This is a genomic window from Mycobacterium sp. E342, assembly GCF_001667665.1.
Lineage (GTDB): Bacteria > Actinomycetota > Actinomycetes > Mycobacteriales > Mycobacteriaceae > Mycobacterium.
In genome coordinates this window covers 25365-40253 of record NZ_LZJM01000065.1, presented here as the reverse complement: position 1 = coordinate 40253, position 14889 = coordinate 25365, and the positions used below count along the sequence as shown (strand labels likewise).

Below are 14889 nucleotides of genomic sequence, written 5' to 3'. Positions count from 1 at the left end.
CACGGTGATTCCTGCGACCCACTTGCATGTGGTTGACCGTGGCGCGCACCGACACATACAGTCGTGCCGGTTGCTCCCTCCCGATGCTGGAAGGACCCCGGTGACCAGTACCGAGCTCGACCGGCGCCCGTCATGGACGACCCGGCTTCGCAGCGCCCTGACCCCGGCGGAGTGGTGGCGGCTCGCCACCATGCTGACGCTCATCGTCGGGCTCCACGTGGTCGGCTGGTTCACCCTGGTGGTTTTGGTTGCGCCCGCACAATTCAGCTTCGGCGGCAAGGCATTTGGTGTCGGCATCGGGCTGACGGCCTACACCCTGGGCATGCGGCACGCGTTCGACGCCGACCACATCGCGGCCATCGACAACACCACCCGCAAACTGATGAACGACGGGCAGCGCCCTCTGGCCGTCGGATTCTTCTTCTCGCTGGGCCATTCCACGGTGGTCTTCGGGCTGGCGATCCTGCTGGCGTCGGGGGTCAAGACCATCGTCGGACCGGTCCGGGACGACTCCTCGAACCTGCATCACTACACGGGGCTGATCGGCACCGGCGTCTCCGGCGCGTTCCTGTATGCGATCGCCCTGCTCAACGTCGTCGTGCTCGTCGGCATCCTGAGGGTGTTCGCCCGGCTGCGCCGCGGCGACTACGACCCGGATACCGACGGCGCGGAGCTCGAACGGCAGTTGGACAACCGGGGCCTGATGAACCGGATCCTCGGCCGCTTCACCAAGTCGATCACCCGGTCATGGCACTCCTACCCCGTCGGGCTGCTGTTCGGGCTCGGCTTCGACACCGCCACCGAGATCGCGCTGCTTGTTCTGGCGGGCACCAGCGCGGCCGCCGGGTTGCCCTGGTACGCCATCCTGTGCCTGCCCGTGTTGTTCACCGCCGGCATGTGCCTGCTGGACACCATCGACGGCTCGTTCATGAACTTCGCCTACGGCTGGGCCTTTTCCAACCCTGTGCGCAAGATCTACTACAACATCACCATCACCGCCTTGTCGGTGGTGGTCGCGCTGTTGATCGGCAGCGTCGAACTCCTCACCCTTTTGGAAGAGCAGTTCGGCTGGCGGGGGCCGTTCTGGAACTGGATCGGCGGGCTGGACCTCAACGTCGTCGGCTACTTCGTCGTGGGCACGTTCGTCATCACCTGGGCGGTGGCGCTGCTGGTCTGGCGTTACGGCCGCCTCGAGCAGAAGTGGACGTCCTCCTGACACCGCTGCGCAGCCGGGCCGTCCGGGTGTAGAACAGTGCTCATGACCCTCGCTGGACGCCGGTGATCGCCGGTGCACGAGCTGTCGCTGTGTGAAGCGATCGCCGGTGTGGCCAAGACGCATGCCGACGGTCGGCACGTCGACGTGGTGCGTGTGCGGATCGGCGCACTGCGCCAGGTGGTGCCCGAATCGCTGTCGTTCTGCTGGACGCTGGTGCGAGACGCCGAGGACATGCCGGAGGCCGAGCTGGAACTCGAGTGCGTCGACGCCGAGGTGCGCTGCCGCGCATGCGGCCGCCAATCGGAGATCACGTCGGCCTGGTCGATCTGGTGTCCGGAGTGCGACAGCTCCGACGTCGAGGTCCTGCGTGGCAACGAATTCTTGGTGACGTCGCTGGTTGTATCGTGAAAAGTGAACGCTGCGAACGGGTTTGACCATGGGGAGATTTCATCGGCACGACGACGGAACCGTGCACACTCACGAGCACGACGATCCCGACCACCGGCACGGCGATCACGGCCGGTACCGGACCGGCAAGCAGCGCGTCGACGTGCTGGAGGCGATCTTCGCGGAGAACGACCTGCTCGCCGACGCCAACCGGGCCGCGTTCGAGAGCAACGGGGTGCGCACGCTGAACCTGATGAGCTCGCCGGGATCGGGCAAGACGACCGTCCTGCAGGCGACCCTCGACGAGCTCGCCGGCGAGCTTGCCATCGGCGTGATCGAAGGCGACATCGCCACCGACCTGGACGCGGCCAAGCTCAGCGGCCGCGGCGCCCAGGTGTCACTGCTCAACACCAGCAACGGTTTTGGCGGCGAGTGCCATCTGGACGCGCCGATGGTGAACCGCGCGTTGCCTGGCCTGGATCTTGCCGCGCTGGACCTGGTGATCATCGAGAACGTCGGCAACCTGGTCTGCCCGGCGGAGTTCGACGTCGGCGAGCACGCCAAGGCCATGGTGTACTCCGTGACCGAGGGCGAGGACAAGCCGCTGAAGTACCCGGTCATGTTCCGGTCGGTGGATGTGGTGCTGCTCAACAAGATTGACCTGGTCCCCTACCTCGATGCCGACGTCGACACCTACATCGACCACGTGCGCATGGTCAACGCGACGGCGACCATCCTGCCGCTCAGCGCGCGCACCGGGGCCGGGATGGCCGCGTGGTTCGGCTGGCTGCGACGCTTCGCCGGGGAGCCGTCGGCCTAACGGTCCTTCTTGCAACGGTTTTGCATGACGCCGTGGGCCGCCACGCCCCACCGAATTCCCGGCCCGACGGCACGAAACAGCATGCAACGCTTGTCTAACTACTTGGTCCCCCAGAACCGTTGACACGCCCGGCGGTGAGGAGTAGACCCAAAAAATAGCGCCACGCAAGTGGGCCGACGGTCGACTCCGGTGGTGCAGGGGTCTCAGCCCGGCCCCGGAAAGCTGCAGCATGCCAACAGAAGCAGCAGTCAAAGCGGAAGAAACGTTGATCCATGTTCTCTGGATTAATGCGGGGCTCAGTTGTGATGGCGATTCGGTGGCGCTGACTGCCGCCACCCAACCCACTGTTGAGGAGATTGCCCTCGGGGCGTTACCGGGGCTTCCGAAGGTCGCCGTGCACTGGCCGCTCATCGATTTCGAGTGCGGACCCACCGGAGGGGCGGACGACTTCCTCTCGTGGTTCTTCAAAGCCGACCGCGGCGAGCTCGAACCCTTCGTCCTCGTCGTCGAGGGATCGATCCCCAACGAAAAGATCAAGGACGAGGGCTACTGGTGCGGGTTCGGCAATGACCCGGCCACCGGCCAGCCGATGACCACCAGCGAGTGGCTCGACCGGCTGGCGCCCAAGGCCACCGCGATCGTGGCGGTCGGGACCTGCGCCACCTACGGCGGCATCCACGCCATGGCGGGTAACCCGACGGGGGCGATGGGGGTGCCCGACTACCTGGGGTGGGACTGGAAGAGCAAGGCCGGCATTCCCATCGTGTGCGTGCCCGGTTGCCCCATCCATCCCGACAACCTGTCGGAGACGCTGACCTACCTGCTCTACATGGCGACGGGTCAGGCGCCGATGATTCCGCTCGACGACGCGCTGCGCCCCAAGTGGTTGTTCGGCAACACCGTCCACGAGGGTTGCGACCGGGCCGGATACTACGAGCAGGGCGATTTCGCGACCGAATACGGATCGCCGAAATGCATTGTCAAGCTTGGCTGTTGGGGCCCCGTCGTCAAATGCAACGTGCCCAAGCGGGGATGGATCAACGGCGTCGGCGGTTGTCCCAACGTGGGCGGGATCTGCATCGGCTGCACGATGCCGGGATTCCCCGACAAGTTCATGCCTTTCATGGACGAGCCGCCGGGCGGCAAGGTCTCCACGACCGCGTCGGGCCTGTACGGAACTGTGATTCGCAGTCTGCGGGGCATCACGGCGCGCACCGTCGACAAGGAACCGCGGTGGCGCCACAGCGGTAACCAACTCACCACCGGAGCGCGCCGCACCTGGTAGGTCACCTACCAGGTGGGCGCGCTTCGTTTTCCAATCTGAGCCCTCAGGCCCAAGAGCCCACAGCGGGAAGAAGAAGCGCGATGACAACCATCATTCCGGAGCCCACCCACGCCAAGCGGGAACCCGGCCAACTGGTCGACATGGCCTGGGACCCCATCACGAGGATCGTGGGCAGCTTGGGCATCTACACCAAGATCGACTTCGAGAACCGCGAAGTCGTCGAGTGCCACAGCACCTCGTCGATCTTCCGCGGCTACTCGATCTTCATGAAGGGCAAGGATCCTCGCGACGCCCACTTCATCACCAGCCGCATCTGCGGTATCTGCGGCGACAACCACGCCACCTGCTCGTGCTACGCCCAGAACATGGCGTACGGCGTCAAGCCACCGCACCTCGGCGAGTGGATCGTCAACCTCGGTGAGGCCGCGGAATACATGTTCGACCACAACATCTTCCAGGAGAACCTGGTCGGCGTGGACTTCTGCGAGAAGATGGTGTCCGAGACCAACCCGAGTGTGCTTTCGCTGGCGGAGAAGACGCCCGCGCCTCAGGCCGGTGCGCACGGGTACCGGACGATCGCCGACATCATGCGGTCGCTCAACCCGTTCACCGGCGAGTTCTACCGCGAGGCGCTGGCCGTCAGCCGCTGGACGCGAGAGATGTTCTGCCTCATGGAGGGGCGCCACGTGCACCCGTCCACGCTGTACCCCGGTGGGGTCGGCACCGTCGCGACGATTCAGCTGATGACCGACTACATGACCCGGCTGATGCGGTACGTGGAGTTCATGAAGAAGGTCGTGCCGATGCACGACGACCTGTTCGACTTCTTCTACGAGGCGCTGCCCGGATACGAAAACGTCGGGCTGCGCCGCACCCTGCTCGGCTGCTGGGGCTCCTTCCAGGACCCCGAGGTGTGCAACTTCGCATACAAGGACATGGAGCGCTGGGGCAACGCCATGTTCGTGACCCCGGGCGTGGTGGTCGACGGCAAACTACTCACCCACTCGTTGGTGGACATCAATCTGGGCATCCGGATCCTCTTGGGCAGTTCGTATTACGACGACTGGACCGAGCAGGAGATGTTCGTCAAAACCGATCCCCTGGGCAACGCGGTGGACCGGCGCCACCCGTGGAACCAGCACACCAACCCGCACCCGCAGAAGCGGGACATGGACGGCGGCAAGTACAGCTGGGTGATGTCGCCGCGCTGGTTCGACGGCAAGGACCACCTGGCGCTGGACACCGGCGGCGGCCCGCTGGCCCGGTTGTGGTCGACCGCGCTGGCCGGCCTGGTCGACATCGGCTATGTGAAGGCGACCGGCAACAGCGTCAAGATCAACCTGCCCAAGACCGCGCTCAAGGGTCCGGTCGAGTTCGAGTGGAAGGTGCCCAAATACGGCAGCAACACCATCGAGCGGGACCGGGCGCGCACCTACTTCCAGGCCTACGCGGCGGCATGCGCGTTGTACTTCGCCGAGAAGGCGTTGACCGAAATCCGTGCCGGCCGCACCAAGACGTGGGAGCGCTTCGAGGTGCCCGACGAAGCCATCGGATGCGGCTTCACCGAGGCGGTGCGCGGCGTGCTCAGCCACCACCTGGTGATCCGGGACGGCAAGATCGCCAACTACCACCCGTACCCGCCCACCCCGTGGAACGCCAACCCACGGGACAGCTACGGCACGCCGGGGCCGTATGAGGACGCGGTGCAGGGTCAACCGATCTTCGAGGAGAACAGCCGGGAGAACTTCAAGGGCATCGACGTCATGCGCACGGTGCGCAGCTTCGATCCGTGCCTGCCCTGCGGCGTACACATGTACCTGGGCAAGGGCAAGACCCTGGAGAGACTGCACACGCCAACTCAGTCACCCGTCGGGGAGTGAGGAGATGGTGGATCGCCCGGAAACCCTTGACGACAACGACGCGCAATGGCGCACAGCGGGCGATCGGATCCAGACCCTGCTTGATTCCTGCGCGGCGGGTGGCGCGGCCGCGCAGGAACGCGCCCGGCAGCTGGTCCGCGAGGTGGTCGGGCTCTACGGGGCCGGGCTGCAACGGATCATGCTGTTGGCTCAGGACGGTCCAGGCCCCGGCCTGGCCGAGCGGCTGGCCACCGACGACCTGGTGGCCAGCCTGCTCTTGATCCACGGCCTGCACCCGCACGACGTCCGCCGCCGGGTGTCCGACGCGCTCGACCGGGTGCGGCCGTACCTGGGCTCGCACGGCGGGGACGTGGACCTGATCGAAGTGACGGAGAGGCCCGACGGTGTTGGCGTGCTCCTCGCTTTCAAGGGCAGCTGCAAGAGCTGTCCATCGTCGGCGGTGACGCTGGAGTTGGCCGTCGAGGACGCGGTGCGCGCCGCGGCCCCCGAGATCTCCTCGATCGAGGTGATGAGCGCCGAATCCGCGCCCGGCCCGGCCGTGATACCCGCCGAATCGCTGCTGGCCCATCTCCATTCGACCAGCTCGACCTGGTACCCGGTACCCGAGCTGGCCGAGCTGGAGCCCGGCGAGGTAGCAGGTTTCCTGGTGTCGGACACCCCGCTGTTGGTGTGCAGGATCGGCGACCTGCCCCTGGCCTACCGTGACCACTGTCCGGTGTGTGACGACTCGTTGGCGGGTGCGCAACTGCGCGAGGCGCTGCTGAGCTGCCCGCGGTGCGGCACGCAGTTCGATGTCGTCCACGCGGGCGCCGGCCCGGGCGGGACTCACCTCGAGCCACTCCCCCTGCTGCTCCGCGATGGTGTGCCATCGGTAGCGCTGGCCGAACCGATGGGCGCCCCCGCATGACGACCCCGTACGAGGTACTAACTCGCATCCGCAGCAACCGGCCGGCCCCCGAACCGGCCGGTGAGCGCTGCGAGATGTGCTCGGAATCGGTCGCCGACGAGCATCAGCACGTGGTCAATGTGGCCGACCGACAGCTGATGTGCGTGTGCCGCGCCTGCTACCTGCTGTTCACCGATTCCCGTTCCGAACTGCGCTACCGCGCGGTGCCCGACCGGTATCTGTCCTTCCCCGACTTCGCGCTGGACCGGCGCGCCTGGGAGGCCCTGCAAATCCCGGTGGGGGTCGCCTTCTTCTTCACCAACTCCGCCCTGGGGCGCACCGTCGCCTTCTACCCGGGACCGGCCGGGGCGTGCGAATCCGAGCTCGCCCTCGACGTCTGGGGCGCGCTCAGCGGCGCCGACGCCCGGGTGGGCCTGCTGGCGGACGACGTGGAGGCGCTCCTGGTGCGCGTACCCGAATCCGGTTCGCCGCAGAGCTATCTCGTCCCCATCGACGCCTGCTACGAATTCGTCGGGCGGCTACGCCTGCTGTGGCGCGGATTCGACGGGGGGCAGGAGGCCCGCGAGTTCATCGACGGCTTCTTCTCCCGCCTCGAGGCCCGCGCAGTCAAGACACCGCCATGATGGACATCGACTTCTCGGTCCTTGACGTGGCGCCCGAACCGTACACCGTCACGCCGGTGCTGACCGCGCGCGTCGCCGTGGCCACCGGCGGCACCGACGGCGGGGACCCGGTGCACGCCATCGCCTTGCGCTGCCAGGTCCGCATCGAGCCGCTGCGGCGGTCCTACTCCGACGACGAGGCGGCCGGCCTGACGGACCTGTTCGGGCCGCGCGAACGCTGGGCGAGCACCCAACGCACCTTCCTCTGGCAGCACTGCACCGCGATGGTGCAGGGCTTCACCGGCAACACGACCGTCGCGCTGCCGCTGGAGTGCACCTACGACTTCGAGGTCACCGCCGCCAAATACCTGCACGCCCTGCGTGACGGCGCCGTGGCCCTCCAATTCCTGTTCAGCGGAACGATTTTCGCCCGGTCCGACCGCGGATTTTCCGTCCAGCAGATCCCGTGGGACTGCGAAGACCGCTACCACATGCCGGTCGCGGTCTGGCGGCAGCTGATCGTCCAGCACTACCCGAACGCCGGATGGCTGCGGCTGAACCACGAGACGATCGCCGCGCTGGCGGCCTACAAATCGGCGCACGGGCTGCTCGACCTCGACCACGCGATCACCTCCCTGCTGGATGCGGACCGGGAGACGGCGCGGTGACCGCGGATCGGGACCGGGCCCGCGCCGTCGCCGACGCGGTGCTCTACGAGGGCTACCTGCTCTACCCGTACCGCGGAACGTCGAGCAAGAACCAATCCCGCTGGCAGTTCGGCGTTCTGGGACCGCCCGGGGCCGCGGACGCGGGCCTGGGCGAGGACGCCACCCTGGCGGCGCAGTTCCTGGTCCAGGGCGCGCGTGAGCTGCACCTGGTGGTGCGGTTCCTGCAACTGCAGCACCGCCGGGCCGAACGCGAGGTCGCGCCCGGCGAATACCTGCCCGTCGACCAGCTGACGAGCGCGGGCGGGTCGTGGCTCACCTGGGATGAGGCGGTCGAATGCGAAAGGCCCTTCGGCCCTGTCGCGCTGGACGGCGGACCGTGGACACTGTCGGTGACGGCGGATGCGGGCACCGACATCGAAATCCTCGAGGGCGGTCGCCTGGTGCGCCAACGACGGGAGGTACGTGGCGTGCTGAGGGTCGCCGGCGAGGCGGATGGCGACCTGTGCCGGGTGTCGGTGCGGCTCAGCAACGTCGGCGACGCCGCGGCGGACAAGGGCGACGCGATCGCCCGGTCCATGATCGGCACACACCTCATCGCCGAACTCGCGGAGGGCCAGTTCGTCTCGCTGCTCGAGCCGCCCCCGTCGGCATCCGCCGCGGTGTCCCGGTGCGCCCAGCATCGCTGCTTCCCGGTGCTGGCCGGCCCACCCGGCTCCCGGGACCTGCTGCTGATCTCGCCGATCATCCTCTACGACCACCCCGAGGTCGCCGAACAGAGCGACACCGCCCTGTACGACTGCACGGAGATCGACGAGATCCTCACCCTGCGGGTGATGACCATGACCGACGAGGAGAAGGCACAGGCCCGGGCTACGGATCCGCGAGCGGCGCGAATCATCGACGAATGTGACGCCATGTCCCCCGAGGCGATGGCGCGCCTGCACGGCGTGCTGCGCGATCCCCACGCGATCTCGGGTCTGGTCCCGCAGATCCCCGAGGGGGTCGACTGGTGGGATCCGCTGGCCGACAACGCCGTTCGGCCGGAGATCGACGCGGTGCTGGTGAACGGGACCCGGGTGGCGCGCGGCAGCCGGGTCCGGCTGCGGCCGCGACGCAACGCCGACGCGCAGGACATCTTCGTCGCCGGCAAGACCGCCCGCGTCACCTCGGTGCACTCCGACGTGGAGGGCAACACGCACGTCGCGGTCGTCGTCGCCGACGACCCCGCCGCAGACCTGCACGACTGGTACGGCCGTTACCTCTACTTCTCCCCCGACGAGATCGAGCCCCTGGAAGCTCACCGCAGCCCCGCAAACTCGTGAAAGGAGTTCTCAGATGGAAATCCTCGGCTGGATATTCCTCGCTATCATCGCGTTGGTGCTCGTGATCGGATTGGCGCTGGGGGTGGTATCCATCCCCGATGCCCGCCGCTACCTCAAGCTGAGGCGGATGTAACTTGCTCGGACGGCGGAAATGACAGCGCGCATCCTGGTAGCGGGCATCGGCAACATTTTCCTGGGCGACGACGGGTTCGGATCGGAGGTGATCCGCAACGCGGAGATCCCCCGCGACGACCCCAGCGTTCGCGTCACCGACTACGGCATCAGCGGCATGCACCTGGCCTACGACCTGCTCGACGAATGGGACACGCTGGTGCTGATCGACGCGGTGCCCAACCGCGGCAACCCCGGCGCGTTGCACGTCTTCCAGGCCGACCATGAATCGGATTCGGCTGCAACGGGTTTCGACGGTCACAGCATGGATCCGGCCGCGGTGTTCGCCAGCCTGCGGGCGCTGGGCGGCACCCCGCCCTACACCGTCGTCGTCGGATGCGAGGCGGGCAGCGTGGAGGAGGGCATCGGCCTCACCGAGCCCGTGGCCAAGGCGGTTCCCCGCGCCGCGCGGGCCGTCGAGGAGATCGTCGCGGCGTTGCACGCGCACCCGGTCGCCACCACCGAGGGGACCGCTGAGCCATGTGTTTAGGGATCCCCGGTCAAGTGATCCGGATGCTGGACGGCTTCGAAGGGCAACTCGCGTTGGTCGACGTCACCGGCGAGCAGCGCCGGGTCAACGTCGGCATGCTGCCGGAAGAGACGTTTTATCCCGGCGACTGGATCATCATCCACATGGGCTTCGCCGTCGAAAAGACCGACCGTGCGGGCGCCGAGCAGGCGATGGCCGGCCTCGAGCTGATGGGGCGGGGCCGCGCCGACGGGACCGACTTCCCGGAGGGCGGCTGAAATGACCCAGTCCCCCCTGCTGCTGCGGCATGATCCCGCTTCCCGGGTTCGGCAGCGCTTCACCGTGACCGGTGTTGTGCAGGGGGTTGGCTTCCGGCCCTTCGTCCACCGCATCGCGACCGAGCTCGGCCTGTCCGGCTTCGTCGGCAACGACTCCGGCGCCGTCTTCCTCGAGGTGCAGGGCGAACCCGGGCGCGTGGCCGAATTCGGCCGGCGTCTGCGCACCGACGCGCCGCCGCTGGCCCGGATCAGCCACGTCAGCGTCGACCAACTTTCCGCGGACGCGGGCTGCGGACGCGGGTTCTCGATCGTGGACAGCCGGGCGGTCCCAGGCGCCACGACACCGATCCCGCCCGACATCGCGCTGTGCGACGACTGCGTCGCCGAGCTCTTCGACCCGCGCGACCGCCGCTACCGCCACCCCTTCGTCACCTGCACCAACTGCGGACCGAGGTTCACCATCATCCGCGAACTGCCCTACGATCGCCCGGCCACCACCATGTCGGGGTTCGCCATGTGCGAACGCTGCGCCGCCGAATACCACGACCCGGCGGATCGCCGTTTCCACGCGCAGCCGATCGCCTGCCCCGACTGCGGGCCGTCCCTGTGGTTCTCCTCGGCGGCCGGGCGGATCGACGGGGCGGACGCCGCGCTGGCGGCCACCCAGCGCGCGCTCGCCGCGGGCGCGGTGGTCGCCATCAAGGGCGTTGGCGGCTACCACCTGGCCTGCGGCGTCAGCGACGGCGCGGCGGTCAGCGCGTTGCGCACCCGAAAGGCCCGCGGCGCCAAGCCGTTCGCCATGCTGGTCCGCGACCTCACGGTGGCGCGCCGCTACGCCTACGTCGACGACACCGAGGCCGCGGCGCTGCGGAGTCCCGCCCGTCCGATCGTGCTGCTGCGCCGCCGGCCCGGTGACGACAGCGCGCCGGTCGCCCACGGCGTTGCGCCCGGCAGCCCGCTGCTCGGCCTGATGCTGCCGTACTCCCCCATCCATCACCTGCTGCTGGCGCCCGTCCCCGGCGCGGCCGGCGAGCCCCCCGCCGCGCTGGTGCTCACCAGCGCCAACCGGTCCGACGAGCCGATCTGCTTCACCGATGACGATGCCGCACAACGGCTTCCGGCGCTGTGCGACGCGGTCCTGGACCACGACCGCCCGATCCACGTCCCGTGTGACGACTCGGTGGTGCGCATCATCAAAGACGGCGGGCACGACGCCGAGCTGCCGATCCGCCGGTCACGCGGGTACGCGCCGCTGCCGATAGACCTGAACGTGACGGGCCCGCCGGTGCTGGCCGTCGGCGGGGAATTGAAGAACACGTTCTGCCTCACCGACGGCGCGCGCGCCTACCTGTCCGGGCACATCGGTGACATGTCCACCTGGGAGACGCTGCGCGCATTCGAGCGGGCGGTGCGCCAGCTCAGCGAAATACGCGGCGAGCCCGTGCGATTGGCCGCCGACCTGCATCCGGGGTATCACACCCGAAGCTGGGCGGAGCGGCACGCCGACGGCCGGCCGCTGGACCTGGTTCAGCACCATCACGCGCACGTGGTGTCGCTGCTGGCCGAGCATGGACGCATCGGCGAACCGGTCGTCGGGGTCTCCTTCGACGGCACCGGCTACGGATGTGACCAGAGCGTGTGGGGCGGTGAGATTCTCCTGCTCGGCAGCGACAGCCACCGATTCGTCCGGGCCGGCCACCTGTTGGCGGTGCCACTGCCCGGCGGCGACGCGGCGGTCCGAAACCCGTGGCGGATGGCGTTGTCGCAGCTGTGGTCGGCCGGCATTGACTGGACCCCCGACCTGACTCCCGTCGCGGCGGCGACCCGCGACGAATTGCGCGTCACCCGTGCCCAATTGGAGACGGGAACGGGCTGCGTGCCGTGTTCGAGCATGGGCCGCCTGTTCGACGCGGTCGCCTCGCTGCTCGGCGTGCGGCACCGCATCGACTACGAAGGCCAGGCCGCCATCGAGCTGGAGGCGCTGGCGGAGTCGGCCGGCGGCAAGGCCGGGCCGTCGCTGCCGCTCATGGTGCGCGCCGACGGGGTGATCGACCCCGCCCCGATGGTGCAGACGCTGGTGTCGGCGCTCTATGCCGGCGCGCCGCCCGCGGTGCTGGCCGCGGCGTTCCACGAGGCCGTCGCGGACGCCGTCGCCAAGGTGGTCGCTCAGGTGGCCGGGCCCACCCGGCTGGCGGGTCTCACCGGCGGGGTATTCCAGAACGTGTTGTTGCTGAACGCATGTCGTCAGCGGTTGCGGCTCGCGGGATTCGAGGTGCTGACCCACCGAACGGTGCCGCCGAACGACGGCGGGCTGGCGCTGGGTCAGGCCGCGATCTCCATGCTGACCGCGCCGGGGGGGACCGACTCATGACCACCACAGCCATCGATCGCGGCCTCGGCGCCGAATTGGCCGAGGACCTCGCCGCCACCGCGTTCACGCTCGCCAAGCGCTTCGCCGCCGGCGCCACCATGTGGTCCATCGCGCCCTCGTGGGAGCCGCACGCGCTGCACATCGCGGTCGAGTTCGTCCACCCGGTGATCATGGGCAAACGGGCACTGCCCGCGGTGGCGCTGACCGGACCCGAGCTGGTGGATCTGGTCCGGGTGTCCGTGCGGCCGGGTGACATCGTCGTCGCGGTGTCCGGCGCGGACGACGCGCAGGTCCGCTCGGTGATGCGGCGCGCCCCCGCGTGGGGCGCCACCACGATTTGGATCGGCAGCGGCGCACGCCCCGCGCCGGGCACGGCCGATCACGTGCTGTGGCTGGACGACCCCGACCCGCGCGTGCCCGCGACGGGCGGTTTCGTGCTGTTCTACCACCTGCTGTGGGAACTGACCCACGTGTGTTTCGAGCACCCCGGCCTGCTCAAACCCGAGTGCTCCGAGTCGGTTTGCGTCACCTGCAGCGACGAGGGACGCCCGGGGGAGGCGGTAACGGCGTCGGCCGACGGGCACGCCACCGTCCGCACCGCGCGCGGCATCGAGAACGTGGTGACCACGCTGATCGACCCGGTGGTCGCAGGGGACCTGATACTGGTGCACGCGGGCATGGCGATCGGCAGACTGGAAGACGAGGAGGGCGCCCGATGAGCCCGGAACACGGCGACGAACCGACCAACTTCCTGTACCCGTTCATCGATGCGCAGGAAGACGATGCCGGCTCGCTGCTGGCCGACCTGGCCGCGTCCGCGCAGGCGAAGGCGGCCGAGAGCCTGGCGCTCCGGCGCTCCACGCTGGACGCCAACGCCGCACTGCTGGGTCAGGCCGCCGCGGAAGTGGCGCGCCGCTTCGCGGCGGGCGGACGCATGTTCACCTTCGGAAACGGCGGCAGCTGCACGGATTCCACCACCCTGGCGAGGCTGTTCGCCCGGCCGCCGGTCGGCAAGCCGTTGCCCGCGTGGCCGTTGACCACCGACCAGGCCATCCTGACCGCCCTGGGCAACGACGTCGGATTCGAGTTGGTGTTCGCCAGGCAGCTGATCGCCCGGGCCACCGCCGGCGACATCGCGATCGCCATGTCGACCAGCGGCGGCTCACCCAACCTGCTCGCCGCGCTGGCCGAGGCGCGCCAACGCGGCCTGTACACCATCGGATTCGCCGGCTATGACGGTGGCGCGTTCGCGAACAACCCGAATGTGGACGCCTGCTTCGTCGTTCGGTCGCAAAGCGTGCACCGGATACAGGAATCGCAGGCACTGCTGGGCTATCAGTTGTGGCTGAGCGTGCACCAACAGCTGGGCGGCGAGCAGGGTCTGGGGGCGGCATGAACAAGCCGGTGGGTGAATACCTTTCGTCGGGGCCGCGATTCGCCGAGGGCGAGGTGATCGAGCGGATCGAATCGTTCCGCAGGCGCCGCCCGCGCCTGCTCGACGACCACGTGACCCTGGCGCACGGGGCCGGTGGCAAGGCCTCGGCGGCGCTGGTGGACGCCGTCTTCGTGGAGGCGTTTCGCAACCCGCTGCTGGAATCGCTCGGTGACAGCGCGGTCCTGCCGCTACCCGGCGGCCAACGACTGGCGATGTCGACGGATTCATTCGTGGTGCAGCCCCGGCGCTTTCCCGGCGGCTCGCTCGGCGCGCTCGCCGTGCACGGCACCTGCAACGACCTCGCGATGGCGGGCGCCGTGCCGTCGTGGATCTCGGCGGCGTTCGTGCTCGAGGAGGGCTTCCCCATCGCCGAATTGAAGGAGATCGTCGCCGACATGGCGGCCGCCGCCGCCAACGCGGGCGTGCGGATCGTCACCGGTGACACCAAGGTGGTGCCCAGGGGCGCCGCCGACGGCGTGTTCGTCACCACCGCCGGCGCCGGCGTGATTCCCGCGGGACGCGCGTTGTCCGCGGCGTCGGTGCGGCCCGGGGACAAGCTGCTGCTGACGGGGTCGATGGGCGATCACGGCATGGCGGTGATGCTGGCGCGGGGCGACCTGGCCATCGAGGCCGACATCGCTTCCGACACCGCGTGCCTCAGCCCGCTGGTGGAGCTGTTAATGGCGGCCGCGCCGTCGACCCGCTGGATGCGCGACGCGACGAGGGGCGGCGTTGGCACGGTCTGCAACGAACTGGCCCAGGCCTGCGGCCTGGGGGTGCTGCTCGAAGAAGAGCGGCTTCCGGTGGCGCCCATGGTGAACGGCGCGTGCGAGCTGCTCGGGATCGATCCGCTCTACGTCGCCAACGAGGGCAAGTTCGTCGCCGTCGTCGCGCCGGAGGAGGCGGCGGCCGGGCTCGACGCTCTGCGGTCGCATCCGCTGGGTGCCGATGCGGCCGAGGTCGGGGAAATCGTCCGCGAGCCGGCCGAAAGCGTGGTGCTGCGAACAGGATTCGGCGGAACGCGGATCGTCGACATGCTGGTCGGTGACCCGCTGCCGAGGATTTGCTGAAGGAGCTG

General features: G+C 68.7%; 15 protein-coding genes. All 15 read left to right on the top strand.

The annotated features are described in order from the left end of the window. The first annotated feature begins 100 nt into the window (after positions 1 to 100). The 15 genes from A5692_RS03145 (at position 101) to hypE (ending at position 14881) form a co-directional block, all read left to right on the top strand. Positions 101 to 1216, top strand: a complete 1116-nt coding sequence (locus A5692_RS03145; protein ID WP_068051946.1) for a HoxN/HupN/NixA family nickel/cobalt transporter — start codon at positions 101 to 103, stop codon at positions 1214 to 1216. A 72-nt stretch (positions 1217 to 1288) separates the two neighbouring features. After that, positions 1289 to 1624, top strand: coding sequence for a hydrogenase maturation nickel metallochaperone HypA (locus A5692_RS03140; protein WP_068051943.1), 336 nt, complete (start codon positions 1289 to 1291; stop codon positions 1622 to 1624). Between the two features lie 28 nt (positions 1625 to 1652). Further along, a complete protein-coding gene (gene hypB, locus A5692_RS03135) occupies positions 1653 to 2423 on the top strand; it encodes a hydrogenase nickel incorporation protein HypB (protein WP_068051940.1) in 771 nt (256 codons plus the stop codon). Positions 2424 to 2652: 229 nt separating this feature from the next. Then, positions 2653 to 3708, top strand: coding sequence for a hydrogenase expression protein HypE (locus tag A5692_RS03130; RefSeq protein WP_068051937.1), 1056 nt, complete (start codon positions 2653 to 2655; stop codon positions 3706 to 3708). Positions 3709 to 3788: 80 nt separating this feature from the next. Further along, positions 3789 to 5588, top strand: coding sequence for a nickel-dependent hydrogenase large subunit (locus tag A5692_RS03125; RefSeq protein ID WP_068051934.1), 1800 nt, complete (start codon positions 3789 to 3791; stop codon positions 5586 to 5588). Positions 5589 to 5592: 4 nt separating this feature from the next. After that, positions 5593 to 6495, top strand: coding sequence for a NifU family protein (locus A5692_RS03120; protein ID WP_068051931.1), 903 nt, complete (start codon positions 5593 to 5595; stop codon positions 6493 to 6495). Further along, positions 6492 to 7118: a DUF5947 family protein gene (locus A5692_RS03115; protein ID WP_068051929.1), complete on the top strand. Its 627-nt coding sequence runs from the start codon at positions 6492 to 6494 to the stop codon at positions 7116 to 7118. The genes A5692_RS03120 and A5692_RS03115 overlap by 4 nt, the downstream gene beginning before the upstream one ends. Then, positions 7115 to 7765, top strand: coding sequence for a DUF6084 family protein (locus tag A5692_RS03110; protein WP_068051926.1), 651 nt, complete (start codon positions 7115 to 7117; stop codon positions 7763 to 7765). Before A5692_RS03115 ends, A5692_RS03110 begins: the two co-directional genes overlap by 4 nt. Then, a complete protein-coding gene (locus A5692_RS03105; RefSeq protein ID WP_068051923.1) occupies positions 7762 to 9087 on the top strand; it encodes a hypothetical protein in 1326 nt (441 codons plus the stop codon). Before A5692_RS03110 ends, A5692_RS03105 begins: the two co-directional genes overlap by 4 nt. 151 nt (positions 9088 to 9238) lie before the next feature. Continuing rightward, positions 9239 to 9748, top strand: coding sequence for a hydrogenase maturation protease (locus A5692_RS03100; protein ID WP_068051920.1), 510 nt, complete (start codon positions 9239 to 9241; stop codon positions 9746 to 9748). After that, positions 9739 to 10005: a HypC/HybG/HupF family hydrogenase formation chaperone gene (locus tag A5692_RS03095; protein WP_068051917.1), complete on the top strand. Its 267-nt coding sequence runs from the start codon at positions 9739 to 9741 to the stop codon at positions 10003 to 10005. Before A5692_RS03100 ends, A5692_RS03095 begins: the two co-directional genes overlap by 10 nt. Position 10006: 1 nt before the next feature. Then, positions 10007 to 12376, top strand: a complete 2370-nt coding sequence (hypF, locus tag A5692_RS03090) for a carbamoyltransferase HypF (RefSeq protein ID WP_068051914.1) — start codon at positions 10007 to 10009, stop codon at positions 12374 to 12376. Next, the gene (locus A5692_RS03085; protein ID WP_068051911.1) at positions 12373 to 13095 is read left to right on the top strand and encodes a HypC/HybG/HupF family hydrogenase formation chaperone; all 723 of its coding nucleotides are present in this window, start codon (positions 12373 to 12375) and stop codon (positions 13093 to 13095) included. Before hypF ends, A5692_RS03085 begins: the two co-directional genes overlap by 4 nt. Next, positions 13092 to 13772 (top strand): SIS domain-containing protein, encoded by a 681-nt coding sequence (locus tag A5692_RS03080; protein WP_068051908.1) that lies wholly within the window; start codon positions 13092 to 13094, stop codon positions 13770 to 13772. Before A5692_RS03085 ends, A5692_RS03080 begins: the two co-directional genes overlap by 4 nt. Continuing rightward, positions 13769 to 14881 carry a hydrogenase expression/formation protein HypE gene (gene hypE, locus A5692_RS03075; RefSeq protein WP_068051905.1) on the top strand — a complete coding sequence of 371 codons (1113 nt, stop codon included), beginning with the start codon at positions 13769 to 13771 and terminating at the stop codon, positions 14879 to 14881. The genes A5692_RS03080 and hypE overlap by 4 nt, the downstream gene beginning before the upstream one ends. Positions 14882 to 14889 lie beyond the last annotated feature (8 nt).

Coding starts and splice junctions, on each gene's coding strand:
- hypB (WP_068051940.1), top strand. CDS start 1,653: ATGGGGAGATTTCATCGGCACGACGACGGAACCGTGCACACTCACGAG.
- A5692_RS03130 (WP_068051937.1), top strand. CDS start 2,653: ATGCCAACAGAAGCAGCAGTCAAAGCGGAAGAAACGTTGATCCATGTT.
- A5692_RS03125 (WP_068051934.1), top strand. CDS start 3,789: ATGACAACCATCATTCCGGAGCCCACCCACGCCAAGCGGGAACCCGGC.
- A5692_RS03120 (WP_068051931.1), top strand. CDS start 5,593: ATGGTGGATCGCCCGGAAACCCTTGACGACAACGACGCGCAATGGCGC.
- A5692_RS03115 (WP_068051929.1), top strand. CDS start 6,492: ATGACGACCCCGTACGAGGTACTAACTCGCATCCGCAGCAACCGGCCG.
- A5692_RS03110 (WP_068051926.1), top strand. CDS start 7,115: ATGATGGACATCGACTTCTCGGTCCTTGACGTGGCGCCCGAACCGTAC.
- A5692_RS03100 (WP_068051920.1), top strand. CDS start 9,239: ATGACAGCGCGCATCCTGGTAGCGGGCATCGGCAACATTTTCCTGGGC.
- A5692_RS03095 (WP_068051917.1), top strand. CDS start 9,739: ATGTGTTTAGGGATCCCCGGTCAAGTGATCCGGATGCTGGACGGCTTC.
- hypF (WP_068051914.1), top strand. CDS start 10,007: ATGACCCAGTCCCCCCTGCTGCTGCGGCATGATCCCGCTTCCCGGGTT.
- A5692_RS03085 (WP_068051911.1), top strand. CDS start 12,373: ATGACCACCACAGCCATCGATCGCGGCCTCGGCGCCGAATTGGCCGAG.
- A5692_RS03080 (WP_068051908.1), top strand. CDS start 13,092: ATGAGCCCGGAACACGGCGACGAACCGACCAACTTCCTGTACCCGTTC.
- hypE (WP_068051905.1), top strand. CDS start 13,769: ATGAACAAGCCGGTGGGTGAATACCTTTCGTCGGGGCCGCGATTCGCC.